Genomic DNA, 19,115 nt, shown 5'->3' on the forward strand with positions numbered 1-19,115 from the left:
TCCCGATATGTACTGGCGAAACGTGCTGTGTGGAAAACCAACAAGGGCGGGACAGGGTGTGTGCGACCCTGGCCCGCCCCTATTGGGAGTATGTCGCGAGGAAACCCTCGCAGTGTCCTGTTCGGACGGCAGATCAGGCGTCTGCCGCGACCGGGACGATGTTGACCGTCTTGCGTCCACGCTTGGTGCCGAACTCGACAGCACCCGCTTCGAGGGCGAACAGCGTGTCGTCGCCGCCGCGTCCCACGTTCACACCGGGGTGGAAGTGGGTGCCGCGCTGACGCACGAGGATCTCACCGGCGCTGACGGACTGGCCGCCGAAACGCTTGACGCCGAGGCGCTGGGCGTTCGAATCGCGACCGTTACGGGAGCTTGATGCACCCTTCTTGTGTGCCATGACGAACCCTCCTGGGGGTTGAAGCTCGAAGCTCGAGTTACTTGATGCCGGTGACCTTGACGACCGTCAGCTTCTGACGGTGACCCTGGCGCTTGTGGTACCCGGTCTTGTTCTTGAACTTGTGGATGTGGATCTTCGGGCCCTTGGTTTGCTCGACGATCTCGGCGGTGACCGATACCTTCGCCAGTTTGTCGGCGTCGGTGGTCAGCTCGGATCCGTCGACGACGAGGACCGGAGCAAGCGAGACAGCAGCGCCGGGCTCACCCTCGATCTTCTCGACCTTGACGAGGTCGCCTTCAGCGACCTTGTACTGCTTACCGCCGGTCTTGACGATCGCGTACGTTGCCATCGGACGGCTACCCCTTGCTTCTTCGAACGTGCTCGCGCCACAGTCTTGCGGTCGCGACTGGTCTGTATGGTGCTTACTCGGTCCCGCCGCCATCCTGAGTCCAGGCGCGGCTGGGCAGTATCGCCGAGTAGCGACTGAACAAGATTACGGGAAAGTGGCGGCCAGGGTCAAACCGGGCCGAGCTCCCCGGACCGGTCTCTGCCGGTCCGGGGAGACCCGTCATGCTTCGGCGTCTACGGGCGGACCCGCGGGGCGTCCCGCAGCCCGCCGTGAACGTGTCCTGCGGACCACCTTGACGGCAGGTTCGTCGGCGCGCGGAGACGCGTCCTCGGGCGTCGACACCGGCGTGGTGGCCGGAGGCGTCACCGGCGTCGAGTCGGCGGCCGGGGCCGGCAGGACGAACACCGTCGCAGCGGCGTCCGCGTCCCCGGCAGGTGCTGCCGGGCGTGCCACACGGCGCGCGCGACGACGACGGGGAGCGGGCTCCGAGTCGGATTCCGGCGCGGAAACCTTCTCCGCCTCAACACTCTTCGGGGCCGCCTTCGCGACCGCAGCCTCGGCGGCAGCGATCTCCTCCGCGACCTCCTCCGGCTCGTCCGCAGGGGTCGTGACCGTAGTCGCGTCCTCTCCGGTGCCGGATTCGCTCCGGGCGGCGTCGGCGATCCGGCCGGGATCGGCTGCCCGCAACGGCTCGGAGATCTTCACCGGGTCGGCCTCCTGGCCGGCCGGTGTCTGCGCCGCCGGAGCGTCTGCTCCCGCGTGCGCGGACTCGGCGACAGGAGCGTCGGTGGAGTCGGCCACAGCAGCATCAGCGGAGTCGGCCACAGCAGCATCAGCGGAGTCGGAATCGCTGTGCTCCGGGTGGTGCGAGGCCATGGCGAGCGCCACAGGATGAGCCGCGCGCCTGGCCAGCTCCTCCTGCGAGGGTGCCGGGGCGACGGTCTCTTCCACGACCACCTCGGCGACGGGTTCCGGAGCACTCTTGTCGCGCCCCCGCTTGCGCCGCGAACCGCCGCTCTGCGAACGCGTCGACTCCTCGTGCGGCTTGGACTCGATCGGCTCCGAGTGCACGATGATGCCGCGTCCGTTGCAGTGCTCACAAGTGGTGGAAAACGCCTCGACCAAACCGGTACCGAGACGCTTGCGCGTCATCTGCACCAAGCCCAGTGAGGTGACTTCCGACACCTGATGGCGGGTGCGGTCCCGTCCGAGGGCTTCGGTGAGACGGCGCAGCACCAGGTCGCGGTTGGACTCGAGCACCATGTCGATGAAGTCGACCACGATCATGCCGCCGATGTCGCGCAGCCGCATCTGACGGACGATCTCTTCCGCCGCTTCGATGTTGTTGCGGGTGACGGTTTCCTCGAGGTTGCCGCCCGAGCCGGTGAACTTGCCCGTGTTGACGTCGACGACGGTCATTGCTTCGGTGCGGTCGATCACGAGCGTGCCGCCCGAGGGCAACCACACCTTACGATCGAGCGCCTTCGCCAGCTGTTCGTCGATGCGGTGAGCACCGAACACGTCCACCGAGTTGTTGGAGCGGTACCGCTCCACGCGCGGCAGCAGGTCGGGTGCGACCGTGCGGATGTAGGACTCGACCGTGTTCCAGGCGTTGTCGCCCTCGATGACCAGCTTCGAGAAGTCCTCGTTGAACAGGTCGCGGACGACCTTCACAAGAAGGTCGGGCTCCTCGTACAGCGCCTTCGGCTGCCCGGAGGCCTCGGCCTGCACCTTGTCGGCCTGGGCGCTGATCGTGTCCCACTGCGACTGCAGACGGGTCACGTCGTGCGCCAGTTCGTCCTCGCTGACGCCTTCCGCAGCGGTGCGGATGATGACCCCGGCTTCTGCCGGAACGATCTCCCGCAGGATGTCCTTGAGCCGCTTGCGCTCGGTGTCCGGCAGCTTCCGGCTGATCCCGGTCGACGATCCACCCGGGACGTAGACGAGGAATCGGCCGGCCAGGCTGATCTGGGTGGTCAGACGCGCGCCCTTGTGGCCGACGGGGTCCTTGCTGACCTGGACCACCACCATGTCGCCCGGCTTGAGCGCCTGCTCGATCTTGCGGGAGTTTCCTCCCAGGCCGGCAGCCTCCCAGTTGACCTCACCGGCGTAGAGCACGCCGTTGCGGCCGCGTCCGATGTCGATGAAGGCGGCTTCCATGGACGGCAGCACGTTCTGCACGCGACCGAGGTAGATGTTGCCGACCATCGACGCCGACCCGGAGGTCGTGACGAAGTGCTCGACGAGGATGCCGTCTTCGAGCACGGCGACCTGCGTCATTCCCGCATGGGCACCGGAGGTGCGCTCGCGGACCACCATGACCCGGTCCACGGACTCACGGCGTGCCAGGAACTCCGACTCGGTGAGGATCGGGGGACGGCGACGGCCGGCTTCCCGACCGTCCCGGCGACGCTGTCGCTTGGCTTCGAGGCGCGTCGAGCCGCTGATGCCCTGCACCTCGTCCTTGACGCGCGCCTTGGGCCGCGGCTCCCGCTCGTGCACGACGGTGGGAACTGCATCGTCGTCGCCCGACGTGTCGGTGTCGGAATCGGCCGATCCGCGGCGGCGACGACGGCGGCGACGGCGACGCGACGTGCCGTCGCTGTGCTCGTCGTCCTCGGAGTCGTCGTCCGAGTCGGCGTGGTCCGACTTGTTCTGGTCCGTCTTGGTCTGGTCCGACGGTTCCTCGTCTGCGGCAGCCGGCTTGCCGTGCCGGTCGTCGCCCGAGTCGGCCGCGGGACCGGTCTCGGTCCGGTCGTCGTCCTTGCCGCTCTTCTCCTCGTGTTCGGAGGAGGTGTCGTCGTGCTGATCGTTCTCGCCGCTGTCACCGCGTCCACGGCCACGGCCACGACGTCCACGGCGGCGGCGACGGGGATGCTCGTCCTGATCGTCATCGTCCGGGCCCTGGGCCCGGCCGCCGTCGGAGCCCGTATCGCGGGCGGGCGCCTCGTCGACCTGCTCGGCCGGCGCCTCGGCTCCGGCGACCTTGTCGGACGTGGTCTCGGATGCTTTCCCGGAAGTCTTCTCTGCGGTCTTCTCTGCGTTCTTCTCGACGGTCTGCTCGTCGATGTCCTTCGCCGCTGCGCCTCGGCGGGCGCGGCGGCGGCGCGGACGAACCGGTTCGTCGTCGGCGTCCTCGTCCGCAGGCGCGGGCGCGACCGGTTGCAGGAACAGCGGTGCGGCGACCGTGTCGGCTACCGGCTCCGGCGGCGCGAACAACGGGGTGTGCTGTTCCGGGGATGTGAACAGACCGGTGGGTCCACCGATCGACGTCTCCTGGACGGGCTCGTCCTTGTCCGCGACCTTCGGCTCCGGGGAGAGCACCGGCTCTTCGATGTGCGCGAGCGTCGTGTCGCCCGGCGCCTCGGCGGCCGGATCCTCGGGTGCCTGGGCCTCAGGTGCCTGAGCCTCGGTGCGTCCGTCAGGAGCGACCGGCTCGGAAGCGCCGCTCAGTGCGGCGTACACCTCTCGGGCGGCGTCGCGGTGCAGCGTGGCGTGCGCACTGCTGAGCGCAGTCCCGAGTTCGGTGGCCTTTGCGATCACCTGCTTGCTGGTGAGTCCCAGCATCTTGGCGAGCGCGTGCACGCGAATTTTCGCGGGCAGGTTCGGTACCTCGGTGCCGTCGGCGACGACGTCCGCGGATTCGATGGAATTGTTCTCCGGCGGCTCTTGATCGGCCACGTAAGTCTCCTAAGCCCCCGGGCGCGTCCATCACCGACTCGTGCGATGTGAGCGGCCACGCGAGGGCGCTGCTTGTATGCCCGCGCCTGGGGGCGCGAGATCATCCGGTCTCGCATCACACGGCCGTCCGGTGCCCGTTATCACTGCACGGCCGAGCGATGCCTGGCTTGATCGCGGTTCGAGCGCCGGAACATCCAGCATGTCGCGGAGCGAGGTGGTTCCTTCGTCCTCGGCCACAGCGATGTCGGGCATCGATCCGTGATGTCGTTCGGTCGCCCCGGACGGGTTTCGCACGGTGCAACCTTCCCCAGTATCCCACACAGGCGTGCGCGGATACGCCAACGGCGCCCCGCGGGGCGCCGTCGGTCGATATCGGGAACGTTGATTCGTGTCGTCGCGGACGGTTTCCGCACGACACCGGGGCGCCAGCAGAACGGCCGCCACCGTGGGTGGACTAGTTACCGGCGAGGGCCGGGAACCACAGTGCGATCTCGCGTTCGGCCGACTCGGCGGAGTCGGATCCGTGGACGAGGTTCTCACCCGGATCGAGGCCGAGATCGCCCCGGATCGAGCCCGGAACGGCCTTCTCCACCGGATCGGTTCCGCCGGCGAGCTGACGGAACGCCGCGATCGCGCGCGGGCCCTCGAGCACCGCGGCCACGAGGGGGCCACCGGTGATGAACTCGATCAGCGAGTCGTAGAAGGGCTTGCCCTCGTGCTCCGCATAGTGGGCCGCCGCGACCTCGACAGGGGCGACACGGAGCTCGAGAGCCACGATGTCCAGCCCCTTGCGCTCGATGCGCGACAGGATTTCTCCGACGTGACGGCGGGCAACGCCGTCGGGCTTGATCAGTACAAGGGTGCGCTCAGTCACGCGACAAGCGTAGAGGTCAGCCTCGCTGGCCCGGTAGCAGACCCCTCGATTCACGATCCTTGATGTCTTTCCGCAGGTAGAGCAGGTATGCCCAGACCACACCGAAGAGCACGCCGACCGCGCCGAGCGCGGGGTCGATGAGGAATCCGAGCAGGACGAGAGCCTGCAGCGTGAGGTTGAACGGAATCGCCCACGAGCGTCCCTGCACCCCTGCCCCGAGGATCATGAGCACCGCGAGTCCGACGACGTACCCGCCCGACAGCGCGGTCAGGCCGCCGCCGAGGGTCGCGATCACCGGCAGCACCAGCAGTACGACGATCGCTTCGAGAACGAGGGTCCCGGCCATCACACCCCGGAAACCCTTCCAGGGGTCCTTGGTCGGCGGTCCGAACTCCGGTTCCGCCGGGTTCTGGTTGGTCACGCGGGTTCCTTTCCGAACAGACTGCGGGCAGCACCTGCGGTCACCACCGAGCCGGTCACCACGACGCCCGCACCCGATACTGCCTCACCGGGTTCGCCGACTTCCTCGGCAATCGCGATCGCGGTCTCGATCGCGTCGGGCAGTGTCTCCGCGGTGACGACCCGTTCGTCGCCGAACCGCGCGACAGCGATATTCGCGAGATCCTCGACGTCCATCGCCCGGGGCGAGCCGTTATGGGTGACGACGATTTCGTCGAAGACCGGTTCGAGCGCCTCGATGAGACCTGCCACATCCTTGTCGGCCATGACGCTGACCACGCCGACGAGTTTGCGGAAGTCGAACTCGTCGGCGAGCGCGGCCGCGAGCGCCTTCGCGCCGTGCGGGTTGTGGGCTGCATCGAGGAAGACGGTCGGAGCGTTGCGCACGCGCTCGAGGCGTCCGGGATTGACGACCGAGGCGAAGGCCTCGCGCACCGCGTCGACGTCGAGTTGCTTCTGCGGGCCGGCGCCGAAGAACGCTTCGACGGCAGCCAAGGCCACCACGGCGTTGTGCGCCTGGTGCTCGCCGTGGAGCGGCAGGAAGATGTCGGTGTAGACACCGCCGAGCCCCTGGAGGTCGAGTTGCTGACCTCCGACGGCCACGGCACGCCGCGCCACCGCGAACTCGGAGCCTTCACGAGCAACGGCCGCATCCGCTTCGACGGTCTGCCGGAGCAGGACGTCCATCGCTTCGGGCTCCTGTTGCGCGATGACGGCGACCGTGTCGCGCGGGACCAGGTCGTCGCCCCGGGCCTTCTTGATGATTCCGGCCTTCTCCCCCGCGATCTCGGTGAGCGTCTCACCGAGGTATCCGGTGTGGTCGATTCCGATCGGGGTGATCACCGCGACCTGACCGGTGACCACGTTGGTCGCGTCCCAGCGTCCCCCGAGGCCCACCTCCACGACTGCGACGTCGACCGGTGCGTCCGCGAACGCCGCGAACGCCATCGCGGTGGTCACCTCGAACTTGCTCATCTTCGGTCCGCCGGCCGCCTCGGATTGCTCGTCGACCATGCGCACATACGGTTCGATGTCGCGGTAGGTGTCGACATAGGTGCGCGGTGACACCGGCGCGCCGTCGATACTGATGCGCTCCGTCGCGAGTTGCAGGTGCGGACTCGTGGTGCGGCCCACGCGATGATGCATCCGGGTCAGCAGGGCGTCGATCATCCGGGCGACGGAGGTTTTGCCGTTGGTGCCCGCCACGTGGATGGACGGATAGTTGTTCTGCGGCGAGCCGAGAATGTCCATCAGCGCCGCGATACGCGCCAGCGACGGTTCGATCTTGGTCTCGGGCCAGCGCTGGTCGAGTTCCGCCTCGACCAGCGCCAGTTCGGCGACGTCGACCGGGGACGGTCCCCCGGAATTATCGGTGGTCACGCCTGGCCCAACTCCTTCAGTCGCGCGTCGATGCGAGCGATCTCTTCCTCGGCGACCTGCTTGCGCGCGCGGATCTTCGCAACGACCGGTTCGGGCGCCTTCGCCAGGAACGCATCGTTGGACAGCTTGCCGGAGGTCGCCGCGAGATCCTTCTCCGCCGCGGCGAGATCCTTACGCAGACGTGCGATTTCGGCTCCGATATCGATACTGCCGGAGGTGTCGAGCTCGACGGTGACGGTCGCGCGGGACAGACGGACCTCGATGGACGCCGTCGCTGCGAATCCGTCCTCGGGATCGGTGAGACGCGCCAGTGACCGCACCGCGGGAACCTGGGCGACGAGGTCGGCACCGTCGATCCCCTCGAGCCGGGCCGCGACCTTCTGCGACGGCTTGAGGCCCTGGTCGCTGCGGAACCGGCGGATCTCCGTGATGAGCTTCTGCATGTCCTCGACGCGGCGCAGGGCGTCCGCATCGGCGGGCACGCCACTCGCGACCGGCCAGGATGCGATCACCAGCGACTCGCCGCCGGTGAGCACCTTCCAGAGCGTTTCGGTGACGAACGGGATGACCGGGTGCAGCATCCGCAGCAACTGGTCGAGCACGGTTCCGAGCACGGCCTTGGTGTGCGCGCTCCTGACGTCACCGTCCGCGAACTGCACCTTGGCGAGCTCGAGGTACCAGTCGCACACTTCGTCCCACGCGAAGTGGTACAGCGCCTCGCACGCCTTGGAGAATTCGAACTTCTCGAAGGCCTCGTCGACCTCGGCGCGCACCTGGTCGAGCCGGTCGAGGATCCACCGGTCGGCGTCGGTGAGGTCGTCGCGGGCCGGGATCTCGCTCACCACGGCGCCGTTCATGAGCGCGAACTTGGTGGCGTTGAACAGCTTGTTGGCGAAGTTCCGGGAGGACTGTGCGTGGTCCTCGCCGACGGAGAGGTCGGCACCCGGGTTCGCGCCGCGCGCGAGGGTGAAGCGCAGTGCGTCGGCGCCGAAGCGGTCCACCCAGTCCAGCGGGTCGATGCCGTTGCCACGCGACTTCGACATCTTCTTGCCGAACTGGTCGCGGACCAGTCCGTGCAGGAACAAATCCTTGAACGGCACCTTGCCGCCGTTCACCGCGTCGTCGTCGGCGACGTAGGTACCGAACATCATCATGCGGGCGACCCAGAAGAACAGGATGTCGTAGCCGGTGACGAGAACGCTGGTGGGATAGAACTTTTCGAGTTCGGGCGTCTTGTCGGGCCAGCCCATCGTCGAGAACGGCCACAGTCCGGAGGAGAACCAGGTGTCGAGGACGTCGGGATCCTGCTCCCAGCCTTCGGGTGCGGTTTCGTCCGGGCCGAAGCATTGCACTTCGCCGTCGGGGCCGTACCAGATCGGGATGCGATGACCCCACCACAACTGCCGCGAGATGCACCAGTCGTGCATGTTGTCGACCCAGGCGAACCAGCGCGGTTCCTGGCTCTTGGGATGAATGACCATGTCGCCGTTGCGCACTGCGTCGCCGGCGGTTTCGGCAAGCTTGTCGACCTTGACCCACCACTGCATCGACAGGCGCGGCTCGATGGTCTCACCGGACCGCTCGGAATGGCCGACGCTGTGGATGTACGGCCGCTTCTCGGCGACGACGCGGCCCTGTTCGGCGAGTTCCTCACGGATCTTCACACGTGCTTCGAAACGGTCCATCCCGTCGAAACGTGTTCCGCTGTCTGCGATCTTGCCGGTCTTGTCCATGATGGTGGGCATCGGCAGGTTGTGCCGCAGACCCATCTCGAAGTCGTTGGGATCGTGCGCGGGGGTGATCTTCACAGCGCCGGTGCCGAACTCGGGATCGACGTACGCGTCGGCGATCACCGGGATCTGGCGTCCCGTGATCGGGTGGTAGATCGTGGTTCCCACAAGGTGCTTGTAGCGCTCGTCTTCGGGATGCACCGCGACCGCGGTGTCACCGAGCATCGTCTCGACACGGGTGGTGGCGACGATGACGTGCGGCTCGGCGTCGTCGAGCGAGCCGTAGCGCAGCGACACGAGTTCGCCTTCGACCTCCTCGAACTTGACCTCGATGTCGGAGATCGCCGTCTGCAGCACCGGTGACCAGTTGACCAGGCGCTCGGCACGGTAGATCAGGCCGTCGTCGTACATGCGCTTGAAGATCGTCTGCACGGCACGGGAAAGACCCTCGTCCATCGTGAAGCGATCACGCGACCAGTCGACGCCGTCGCCGATACGTCGCATCTGCCCCTGGATGGTGCCGCCGGATTCGCGCTTCCACTCCCACACCTTGTCGATGAACAGTTCGCGGCCGAAGTCTTCCTTCGTCTTGCCGTCGACGGCGAGTTGCTTCTCCACCACGGTCTGGGTCGCGATGCCCGCGTGGTCCATACCGGGGAGCCAGAGCACCTCACAGCCCTGCATGCGCTTGCGGCGGGTCAGCGCGTCCATCAGGGTGTGGTCGAGCGCGTGACCCATGTGCAGGCTGCCCGTGACGTTCGGGGGCGGGAGCACGATGGAGTAGCCGGGCTTGTCGCTTCCCGGGTCCGCCTCGAAGTAACCGGCGTCCACCCACCCCTGATAGAGCTCGGCCTCGACAGCGCTGGGGTCCCAGCTCTTGGGGAGGGCATCTGCGGGATTCTGGGGGTTCTCTGGCGCACTGGTCACCAGGCAATCGTAAGCGTCGAGCACAAACCGCCTGGACACGGGCTGTCGGCCGCTGCCGGTATCCCGGACCGCCGCCGGTGCCCGCACGGGAACGGCCCTCAGCCCAGCAGCTCCGGTAGTTCGACCGGCCGGCCCAGAACGTGCTCGGACAGGAACGCCTCGACCACCCGGTACCAGAGCTTGGCGTGCTGGGGGCTGAGGACCCAATGGTTCTCGGACGGGAAGTACAGGAACCGGTGCACCGTGGTTCCGTCGTCCTCCGCGGGCAGCCCCGACTCGTCGAGCAACTCGTACCAGAGCCGTAGCGCCTCTCCGATGGGCACGCGATAGTCCTTGTCACCATGGATGACCAGCATCGGAGTGACGATGTCGGCGACGAACAGGTGCGGAGAGTTCTCCACGGCCATCTCGGGAGTCATCTCCCGCTGCCAGTACCAGGCGACGTCGGTGGTCGGCGTGAACTGGTCGAGCGCCCACAAACCCGCGTGGGTGACGATCGCGCGGAACCGATCGGTGTGCCCGGCCACCCAGTTCGCCATGTAGCCGCCGAACGATCCGCCCATCGCCGCGGTGCGGTCGGCGTCGATGTCGGGTCGCGCGACGGCCTCGTCGGTGATCGCCATGAGGTCGGTGTACGGTTCGGCTCCCCACCGGCCCCAGCCTCGCAGGACGAACTCTTCGCCGTACCCGGTGGACAGTGCGGGATCCGGGAGCAACACGGCGTATCCGCGCGCGACCATCAGCCACGGATTCCATCGCCACGACCAGGTGTTCCAACTTCCCAGCGGTCCACCGTGAATCCACAGCAGCAGTGGGACGGGCGTGCCCTCCGTCGCGTCGTGCGGCAGCACGAGCCATCCACGCAGCGGGGTTCCGTCCGCGGCGGTCGTGGTGATCTCGGTGTGCCTACCGGGAAGCTCCGGTAGGTCCGCGGGGGCTCGCAACGGGGTCACGGTGCCCGCGTCGGGTCCGGTGAGAGCGATGCGGACGGGGTGCGGCGGCATGCGATACGAGGCGCGCAGCGCGTACAGAGCAGTGCCGTCGGGTGCGACACGCACGTCGGTGTAGGCCTCGTCCCCGCCGGTGAGTGCGTCGGGGCGGTCGGCTCCCGAGCGGAGTACGAAGATGGGGGCGCGTCCGTGGTCGTCTGCGGTGAGGACGAGTCCGGACCCGTCGGGTAGCCATGCGATCGAGGTGGGCCACCGGTCCCATCCGGGTGCCGCGACGGTGGTGGTGCCGTCCGTGAGGTCGAGTACGCGCACCGTCGTCTTCAGGGGCGTGTCGGGATCGCCCGCCGTCTCGTGCAGGAAGGCGAGCCGGGTTTCGTCCGGTGACACGACGGGGTGGAGCGCGTCCCCGGTGGGATCGTCGACGAGCGGCGTGCGAAGTCCGGTAGCGAGGTCGATCCGCACGAGAGTGGTCCGCCGGGATGCGCGCGGGCCGGATACGACCCAGGTCGACACGGCGAACGACCCGGTGGCGGCCACGTCGAGTTGCGCGTCGCGCAGAGCACCGCGGATGCCGGGTGTCAGGTCGACCAGGTCTCCGCGTTCCCGCACGGTCAGCAGATGCGGGCGGTCGGGTCCGAGATCGTGATCCCAGTAGCGGACGGGATATCCGGTGTGCAGGGTCGCGGTCACCTTCGCGTCGTCGCGTGCGGTGCGAATACGTTCGTCGTCGCTGTCCCGGTGCCCGAACACGCTCGCGGTGGCGACGATGCGATCTGCGGATGCCGCGGCGTGGACCGTCGCGACGCCGCCCTTGCGTGTGGCCACGGGTGTGGCTTCGCCTCCGGCTGCGGGGAGGCTCCACAGTGACGCCGGGTCGCCGTCCCCCCGGGAGGCGATGAACAGCAGGTCGCCGTCGGCTGTGAACGTCGGGTTCGATTCGCCCGTCACGCCGTGCGTCAGCCGGCGAGCGGGTTCGTGGCCTGCGGGATCGATTTCCCACAGTGCCCCGGTGTACGCCGTGGCCTTCTCGTCGAGCACCGATTGCGCGAGTACCAGGCGGGTGCCGTCGGGCGACATCACGAGGCTCGTGGCACGCGGCAGCGCAAGGTAGTCGTCGAGATCGTCGAAGGCGGTCATGCCCGAAACCCTAACGTCGGGGACGCGCCCTGCGGGTGTGTCAGGCCGGAGGTGGGCACAGACCCTCACGCGCACGATTCCAGAAGGGGAACAGCTCCGGGCTCCCCGCCTCCGGGTGCCGGACGCGGGCAAGGTCGACGAATTCGAGTTGCGTCTGCCCCGGCTGACCGATCAGGCTGCACGCTTCGACGACGAGGGCGGCCGTCTCGTCGGAGTCGAGCGTTGCGGCCCACGGACCGAGATCGGCTCCGCGCACGAAGCCGTCGAGTCGGGGCGCGATCCGGTTGTACGTGGTTTGCAGCGCCACGCTGCACGGTGCGCCGAGCAGTTCGCCGCACGTGGTGGGAGTGCCGTCGAGGAGCACCCGGGTGTCTTCGACGGTCCTCGTCGAATCCGAGTCGGAGAGGCCGCGCAAGGCGAAATAGAAACCGGCAGCGACGACTGCCACCAGTACCAGCATCACTCCGAAGAAGCGTGTCATCGTCCCTCGCCTACGCCGTCACATGCCTCCATGCTGCCGGACGAGGACCGTACACACCGGGCGTTTCGCCCGATGACCCCTGCGGGCTCCGTAGTCCCGGTTGTTAGGCTGGGACGCCTGCTACACGATCGCTGATGCATCCGCGATCATCCCAGCCGAACGGAGAACTCATCGTGGTCGATCTCGCCTTCGTCATTGCCGGATCGGAAGCCACCGGCGGTGCCGGGCTGCAGGTGGACCTCAAGACGTTCCAGCAACTCGGCGTGTACGGGGTCGGTGCCATCACCTGCATCGTGTCGTTCGACCCCGAGAACAACTGGGGTCACCGATTCGTACCGATCGACCCGCAGGTCATCGCCGACCAGATTCAGGCTGCGACGGCGGCCCACGACCTCGACGTCGTGAAGATCGGCATGCTCGGAACTCCGGCGACGATCGACGTGGTCGCGGACGCGCTGGGCAAGAAGAACTGGCGGCACGTCGTGCTCGACCCGGTCCTGATCTGCAAAGGGCAGGAACCCGGCGCGGCACTCGACACCGACAACGCGCTGCGCACCCAGATACTCCCCCACGCCACCGTGGTGACCCCCAACCTCTTCGAGGCCCGCACCCTGTCCGGCATGGACAGCATCGACTCGGTCGACGACCTGGTCGAAGCCGCGCGCCGCATCCACGACCTCGGACCGCAGTACGTCGTCGCGAAGGGCGGTGTCGAACTCGCCGGTGACGACGCGGTCGACGTGCTGTTCGACGGCCGGGAGGTGACGCTGCTGTCGGCACCCAAGATCGGCGGCGAGCGGGTCTCCGGCGCCGGGTGCACTCTCGCCGCCGCGATCACCGCGGAAATCGCGAAAGGCACCGACGTCACTCGCGCGGTGCAGAATGCGAAGGACTTCGTCACCAAGGGCATCAAGGGCCGGGTGTCGGGGCACACGCCGTTCGACACCGTGTGGCAGGGTGCCTGACCGCCGTAGTCACGGGGCGTAGTCGCTGCGCCCGCATCGCACAACCGATTCGATCTTGATACCCTGTCACCGATGTCGCCGACCGGGGGGTCCGGCGTCGCCGACCGATCAGGGGGGATCGTCGTGACCTTACCGTCGCATGCAGTGTCACCACTTCTGCAAAGTCCATGTGGCCGAGCGTTGTACGGCGGCGAAGGCCGACGACCGCATAACGGGAGCACGCCGCGCCGGCAGGCGACACGTTGAGCCTGCACGTCGATCCGAACGAACTACTCCGCGCCGCAGCGCGATACGAAGACTCCGCCCGTGTTGTGGCGGCCGCAGTCGACCCGCTTCCCGACACAGTGCAGGCGGGCGCGGCCACCGGCGCGCTTGTCGGCGTACTCGGGCGGGCCGTCGGGGATGTCGCAGGTCTCGTGCACACGCTCGGTATCGCTGCGGGCATGCTCAGCTCCTGCGCCGAGGCGTACCGCGACAGTGACGCCGGCACCGCCGAGCGAATCGTCACTGCATGGCCCGATCAGGGCGAGTGAGCCGTGCCGATCGATACCTACATCGACGGCGATCCCGCCGATATCTCGCGCGTCGGGCACTTGATCCGCTGCCACCTCGCGGCCGCCCTCGCTGCGGCCGGGGACAATGCCGAAGAAGCCCGCCGCATCGCCGATGACGCATGGGAGGGAGAGGCGTCCGACCGGTACCTGCGCGAGGCATCGCGGATCGTGCGGGTCGTCGACGAGTTTCACGCGAGGACGCTCTCCGCTGCGGACGATTTCGACACGCTGTCGGTTGCGCTCGCTTCGGCTCTCGCGGATATGTCGGATATTCGCGACCGCGCAGCGAGTGCCGGACTCCCGGTCGTGTGCAACACCATCGGCGATCCGGGTCCATATTCGGACGAGTCTCTGCTCCGAATCTATGACGAGTTGGCGGATGCCGCGACAGATGTGCACCGCCGGTGGGCACGCGATATCGCGGGAGTCACCCATCGGTGGACGAGTCCCGCCTGGGCCGCATTGTTCACTACCACCACCGGGTTCGACTACCTGACAGCCGAACTGCGCGAACGCGTCGAACGGTTGGCGAGAAGAGCCACCATGTGTCTCGAACGTTCGGCGCGGTCGATGCAGGCGGTGCTCGACCTCGCGCCGGGTACCCCGTACGACGAGGTGCGGCGCATGTTCGGACAGGCGAAAGCATCCACCGACGATCTCGCCTCCACGATCGCGAAGCGCGGCGATCTGGCGCCGGTTCCGACCAGGTTGGCCGTGGGGACAGGGGCCGTGGGCCTCGTTGCCGGCGTCGGACTCGACTATTTCGGCGGCGGTGAGCCTCTCGAGCAGGCTGTGGTCTCCAATTCGACCGGGCTCGCCGCGTCGATAGCCGCGGGAGCTATTGCCGGGTCAGCGTTTCCCTTCTTAGGCACTCTGGGCGGCGCAGCGGTAGGAACAGCGGTCGGCATCTTCGCCTCCGGCGGTGCCGACCACCTCTACGAGGATTCGTCCGCGACAGTTCTCAGCACCCTCGAAGCCGGAGGCCGCGAACTGGATGAAGCAAAAGATGCGTTGTTCGCCCTCGGCGACGCCGTCCGAGAGGTACTCACCGATGGCAACTGACAATGCGCCGATGGAGGCGGACAGCGGGACCCGTCGGAAGGTATACGGAACCCTCACGGTCTACGGACATTGCGTGACCGCTGCCCTACTTATTGCTCTCAGCACCGGCCTGGTTGTTCACGCCTTCGGACAGTGGCGGGACGGCACGGTGGATATCACCCCGGACAGGTTTCAGTTCGGTCCGACCTACGCGACCGATTGGCTCTGGTTCACACTCGGATTCGGGGTGGTCATCTGGCTTCTCCCCGTCTTCCTCGTGCTGATGCACAGCCCTCGCACCCGGCGTTCCGACATCGCCGTCGGCACCGACGAGGGCATACCGGCTCTCCTGCTCCGTCAGTCACGGTTGATCTACAACCTGACCATGTTCGCGGTGCTTCCCGGACTCACTGTCTTCATGGGGTTCCTGCTGAAAATCGGTGTGTCCACCACCGATGTCTCCCCGGTCGAGGAGGAGATCGAGCCCTGGTGGTTGGCAATCCTCCTGGTCTTCACGTTCGGGTATCAGGCAGTCATCGTCGTGCTGATCGTGCTCGGCCGTGTCCGCCCCGGTCACATCGCGATCCGGCACGACGGACTCCACCTCCGCGGTTACGCCCACGACGCGTGGATACCTTGGGACAGCCTCTTTCTCGTCCAACCCAACGGGCACTGGAAATTCCTCGCTGTCTGGGTCGGTCCCAGCCACCGCGCCACGTTCTCCTCGCCGATCCCCCTGTGGAAAAGATTCGACAACACCGTCATCAAACACGGCTCCCTCACAGACGACCTGCCGTTTTTCGTGCACGTCGACCGCCGACCTTTCAGGATCTCTCCCGAGATCATCGACGCAGCGGTCGAGCACTACATGGAAAACCCCGACGCGCGTCGCGAATTGCGCGACCCCGAAGCCATCGCTCGCACTGTCGAAGTCCTGCGGTCGCACGCCACAACAGCGTGGTGGCGCTCCCAGCGACGTCCGGTTCCCGTCCCCCGTCTCGTACCGGGCTCCACGGGTCGCGACGAGTTCCTCCGGAAGTGGAGCTTGTGACAGCGCGGTCGAGTCCCCTGTCGCTCAGCGCGGATTCCGCCACATGGCCCAGAGGGTGGGCCCGCCGCGGGGAATCACGATCTCGCGGGTGACCTCGAATCCGAAGCGTTCGTAGTAGCCGATGTTCACTTCCTTGCTGGATTCGAGATAGGCCGGCGCGTGCGTCGCGTCGCAGCGGTCGAGTCGGGAGCGGAGTAGGGCGGCACCGAATCCTCCTCCGCGCGAGTGCGACGCGCTACCGAGCGTCGAGAGGTACCAGTGCGGTTCGGCGGGATGAACTGCCTCGAGTGCTGCGCTGACGGCGATTCCGGCGCGCGGGTGACTGCCGAGTGCGACCGCGAGCCGGGGCCACATGCGAAGCGACTGCCATACCGTCGGCTTCCATGCACCGGGGGGCCCACAATGCGGCACCGCCCACGATTTCGTCCCTCTCCGCAATGTCGGCACCGCCGACCGGCACGGAATGAAATCGGGCTTCGGCAGCGAAATACCGTCGTAGCCCGTGCTCACGACGCCCTTCGTCGGGCCACATCCACGCCATCACCGGGTCGTCGAAGAACGCATCCGCCAGCACAGTTGCGCCGGCAGGGACATCGGTCTTCGTCGCCGGACGCACAGTCACGCTCACAGCATCGACGCTACCGGGCCAATATTTTACGTTCACGTCACACGCCGACGGGTCGTTACGTTTCTTAGCATGCAACACTGTCTCTCATTAAGAAACACGATTGTGGAGGACCGATGACAAAGAGCACCCGTGTAGTGATCGTCGGTGGCGGACTCGAGGGACTGGCCGCAGCCTGGTCACTTGCCGAACGCGGTGAATCCGACGTCCTCGTTCTCGAGCGACACACGCTGTGTTCCGGCATGACCGGAAAATCGAGCGGGATCGTCCGCTGCCACTACGGTGTGCGATCGCTCGCGGCGATGGCCTGGCACGGGGTTCAGGTCTTCTCGGCTGCCGAGGAGATCTTCGGTACGGACATCGGCTTCCGGCAGACCGGGTACATCGTGGGAGTGGGCGCGAACAACGTCGCACCCATGACCGCCAACACCGAGATGCACCGCGATCTGGGTATACCCGTGGAGTCGCTCGACGCCGACGAGGTCGCGCACATATGGCCCGGTATCGCCCTCGACGATTTCGCGGCGTTCGCCTACGAACCCCTCGGAGGGCACGGCGACGCGTATATGACGGGTATGGCCTACGCCGCGCAGGCACGACGCCTCGGGGTCCGAATCCGGCAGGCGGCCGAGGTCACCGCCCTTCTGCAGCGCGGGAACGGCGAAGTCTACGGTGTCGTTCTCGCCGACGGATCCGAAATCCACGCGGACACAGTGGTGCTCGCGACGGGAGCATGGTCTCCGACGCTCGGCGCCACCGCCGGCATCGAGGTCCCCGTACGCGTGCAACGCGAGTCGATTCTGCTCGTCGACCAGGGAACCCCCACACCGGATGTGCCCACATTCTCGGATCTGGTGAACCTGCAGTACCTCAGGCGCGAGCCGAACGGCGACCTGCTCGTCGGCAACAGCGACCACTCGACCCCCGAGTGGGCCGATCCGGACACCTACTCCAACCGCGCCGGCGACCACGTCGTCGCCGCCGCGATCGGCAAACTGGATCGCCTGCTCCCCCACATGCCCGACCCGCGACTGGCGTCGTCCTACGCCGGTTGTTACGACGTCACACCCGACTACAATCCGATCATCGGCCCGTCCCCCGCTCCCGGCCTGTTCCTGCTCGTCGGCTTCAGTGGCCACGGTTACAAGATCTCTCCCGCCGTCGGGCGATTGGCCGCCGATCTACTGCTCGACGGCATCTCCGGCACGCCCGAGGTGAACGGCGACGACTTCCGGTTTTCGCGATTCGAGGAGGGCAAGCCCTTGGCGAGTCTGCACCCCTACGCGGGCGCCGGTGAAATGCGCTAGAGGTGTGCGAGTGAGAACGCGTGACCGACTCCTCGCGCGTCTTGATGGTCCGCCTCAGCGCTTGTTACGGTGTCGGAAGTGATACGCATGCTGTCTCTGTGAGCCGAACCCACCGCGACGACTTCTCGTCGCCTCTCCGCGGTGTGGTGATTCCGTGTGTTTCGACCGGGAACCGGACGTTGGTTCCCCGCTCCCCGATTCGCACCCACATCACCTTCTGGAGCACCCATGCCCGTCACCATCCCCCTCTCCTCGGAACTAGAAGCCGACTGTTCGAACTGTTTCGCGCTGTGCTGTAACGCTTTCGGATTCTCGAGATCGGCGGACTTTCCCATCGACAAACCTGCCGGCGTACCGTGCCCGAACCTCGAGCCCGACCATTCGTGTGGAATCCACAGGACGTTGCACGCCAGAGGGTTCCGCGGTTGTGCGGCCTTCGACTGCTTCGGCGCCGGCCAAGCGGTCTCCCAACGCCTCTTCCACGGCACCGAGCCGGATCGGGACTCGCAGGAGCGCCGCACGATGTTTGCCGCGTTCGCGGTCGTGCGGCAATTACACGAGATGCTCTGGCACCTCGCGGAGGCGCGGGCACGCACCTTCGATCCCGACGCAGCGCGAGCGGCGCTGCATCTCGCCGAACTCGTTGCACGCACGGCGAGCGGGACGCTCGATGCGCTGGTGAGGACAGAGGTGAACGCACTGCATGCCCGCGTCGCCCTGGCACTCCGGCAGGTCAGCGAAGAGGTGCGCGCCGGGTATCGCGCAGACGCACGAGCGACCGTGCCCGACGCATATCCGGGTGCCGACCTGGCGGGCAGAGACCTGCGCGCGCACAGCCTGTGCGGCGCCGACCTCAGAGGCGCGTGTCTGATCGCGGCAGATCTGCGGGGAAGCACCCTGGCCGGTGTCGATCTCCTCGGCGCCGACCTGCGGGATGCCCGGATCGAGGGCGCAGACCTTTCGACCGCACTGTATGTGACGCAGCCACAGATCGCGGCCGCCCGGGGTAGTGCGGACACCACGCTGCCGCACCGCCTCTCACCGCCGGCTCACTGGGGCAGCTAGCGCGTCGATATCGGCCTGGGACGGGGCGGAGTGTCACAGACGTTTCTCCGCTCCGTAACGCCGTCGTCATGCGTGCTATGTTTCATTACATTCGACAGCGATTCACATCATGAAACCCCGCCGCCGAACCACAGGAGTTCCC

At 67.1% G+C, this 19,115-nt stretch carries 15 protein-coding genes and 1 pseudogene; 6 read left to right on the forward strand and 10 right to left on the reverse strand.

The annotated features are described in order from the left end of the window. Positions 1-133 precede the first annotated feature (133 nt). The 9 genes from rpmA to ACFWBU_RS07315 form a co-directional block, all read right to left on the reverse strand. Positions 134-397 carry a 50S ribosomal protein L27 gene (gene rpmA / locus ACFWBU_RS07275; protein WP_169620503.1) on the reverse strand — a complete coding sequence of 88 codons (264 nt, stop codon included), beginning with the start codon at positions 395-397 and terminating at the stop codon, positions 134-136. A gap of 37 nt (positions 398-434) precedes the next feature. Beyond that, positions 435-746: a 50S ribosomal protein L21 gene (gene rplU, locus ACFWBU_RS07280; RefSeq protein WP_072698676.1), complete on the reverse strand. Its 312-nt coding sequence runs from the start codon at positions 744-746 to the stop codon at positions 435-437. Between the two features lie 219 nt (positions 747-965). Next, positions 966-4,427 carry a translation initiation factor IF-2 N-terminal domain-containing protein gene (locus ACFWBU_RS07285; protein ID WP_378527923.1) on the reverse strand — a complete coding sequence of 1,154 codons (3,462 nt, stop codon included), beginning with the start codon at positions 4,425-4,427 and terminating at the stop codon, positions 966-968. Positions 4,428-4,881: 454 nt separating this feature from the next. Continuing rightward, the gene (gene ndk, locus ACFWBU_RS07290; protein WP_169620501.1) at positions 4,882-5,301 is read right to left on the reverse strand and encodes a nucleoside-diphosphate kinase; all 420 of its coding nucleotides are present in this window, start codon (positions 5,299-5,301) and stop codon (positions 4,882-4,884) included. A gap of 16 nt (positions 5,302-5,317) precedes the next feature. Continuing rightward, a complete protein-coding gene (locus ACFWBU_RS07295) occupies positions 5,318-5,647 on the reverse strand; it encodes a DUF4233 domain-containing protein (protein WP_169620712.1) in 330 nt (109 codons plus the stop codon). Positions 5,648-5,718: 71 nt separating this feature from the next. After that, a complete protein-coding gene (locus ACFWBU_RS07300; protein WP_169620500.1) occupies positions 5,719-7,140 on the reverse strand; it encodes a folylpolyglutamate synthase/dihydrofolate synthase family protein in 1,422 nt (473 codons plus the stop codon). Then, positions 7,137-9,800 (reverse strand): valine--tRNA ligase, encoded by a 2,664-nt coding sequence (locus ACFWBU_RS07305; RefSeq protein WP_378527938.1) that lies wholly within the window; start codon positions 9,798-9,800, stop codon positions 7,137-7,139. The genes ACFWBU_RS07300 and ACFWBU_RS07305 overlap by 4 nt, the downstream gene beginning before the upstream one ends. Positions 9,801-9,895: 95 nt before the next feature. Continuing rightward, positions 9,896-11,884 (reverse strand): S9 family peptidase, encoded by a 1,989-nt coding sequence (locus ACFWBU_RS07310; protein WP_296550940.1) that lies wholly within the window; start codon positions 11,882-11,884, stop codon positions 9,896-9,898. A 40-nt stretch (positions 11,885-11,924) separates the two neighbouring features. After that, a complete protein-coding gene (locus ACFWBU_RS07315) occupies positions 11,925-12,365 on the reverse strand; it encodes a hypothetical protein (protein WP_378527924.1) in 441 nt (146 codons plus the stop codon). A gap of 173 nt (positions 12,366-12,538) precedes the next feature. Here ACFWBU_RS07315 and thiD point away from each other — a divergent pair, with 173 nt between their 5' ends. From thiD to ACFWBU_RS07335, 4 genes are all read left to right on the forward strand, one after another. Beyond that, positions 12,539-13,330, forward strand: a complete 792-nt coding sequence (gene thiD / locus ACFWBU_RS07320) for a bifunctional hydroxymethylpyrimidine kinase/phosphomethylpyrimidine kinase (RefSeq protein ID WP_378527939.1) — start codon at positions 12,539-12,541, stop codon at positions 13,328-13,330. A gap of 242 nt (positions 13,331-13,572) precedes the next feature. Next, positions 13,573-13,863, forward strand: a complete 291-nt coding sequence (locus ACFWBU_RS07325; protein ID WP_169620496.1) for a hypothetical protein — start codon at positions 13,573-13,575, stop codon at positions 13,861-13,863. A gap of 3 nt (positions 13,864-13,866) precedes the next feature. Beyond that, on the forward strand, positions 13,867-14,946 hold the full coding sequence (locus tag ACFWBU_RS07330; RefSeq protein ID WP_378527925.1) for a hypothetical protein: 1,080 nt from the start codon (positions 13,867-13,869) through the stop codon (positions 14,944-14,946). Then, positions 14,936-15,976 (forward strand): hypothetical protein, encoded by a 1,041-nt coding sequence (locus tag ACFWBU_RS07335; RefSeq protein ID WP_169652454.1) that lies wholly within the window; start codon positions 14,936-14,938, stop codon positions 15,974-15,976. Before ACFWBU_RS07330 ends, ACFWBU_RS07335 begins: the two co-directional genes overlap by 11 nt. Before the next feature lie 24 nt (positions 15,977-16,000). Here ACFWBU_RS07335 and ACFWBU_RS07340 read toward each other — a convergent pair. Then, positions 16,001-16,604, reverse strand: a pseudogene (locus ACFWBU_RS07340) (GNAT family N-acetyltransferase). Between the two features lie 113 nt (positions 16,605-16,717). On the opposite strand from ACFWBU_RS07340, the gene ACFWBU_RS07345 reads away from it, so the two are divergent. Beyond that, entirely contained in the window at positions 16,718-17,908 is a 1,191-nt protein-coding gene (locus ACFWBU_RS07345; RefSeq protein WP_378527926.1) for an NAD(P)/FAD-dependent oxidoreductase, read from the forward strand. A gap of 522 nt (positions 17,909-18,430) precedes the next feature. Beyond that, complete coding sequence (locus tag ACFWBU_RS07350; protein WP_296550935.1) at positions 18,431-18,973, forward strand: pentapeptide repeat-containing protein; 543 nt, start codon at positions 18,431-18,433, stop codon at positions 18,971-18,973. The last annotated feature ends 142 nt before the right edge of the window (positions 18,974-19,115 follow it).

Source organism: Rhodococcus sp. NPDC060084, assembly GCF_042730335.1.
In the GTDB taxonomy this organism is placed as follows: Bacteria; Actinomycetota; Actinomycetes; order Mycobacteriales; family Mycobacteriaceae; genus Rhodococcus.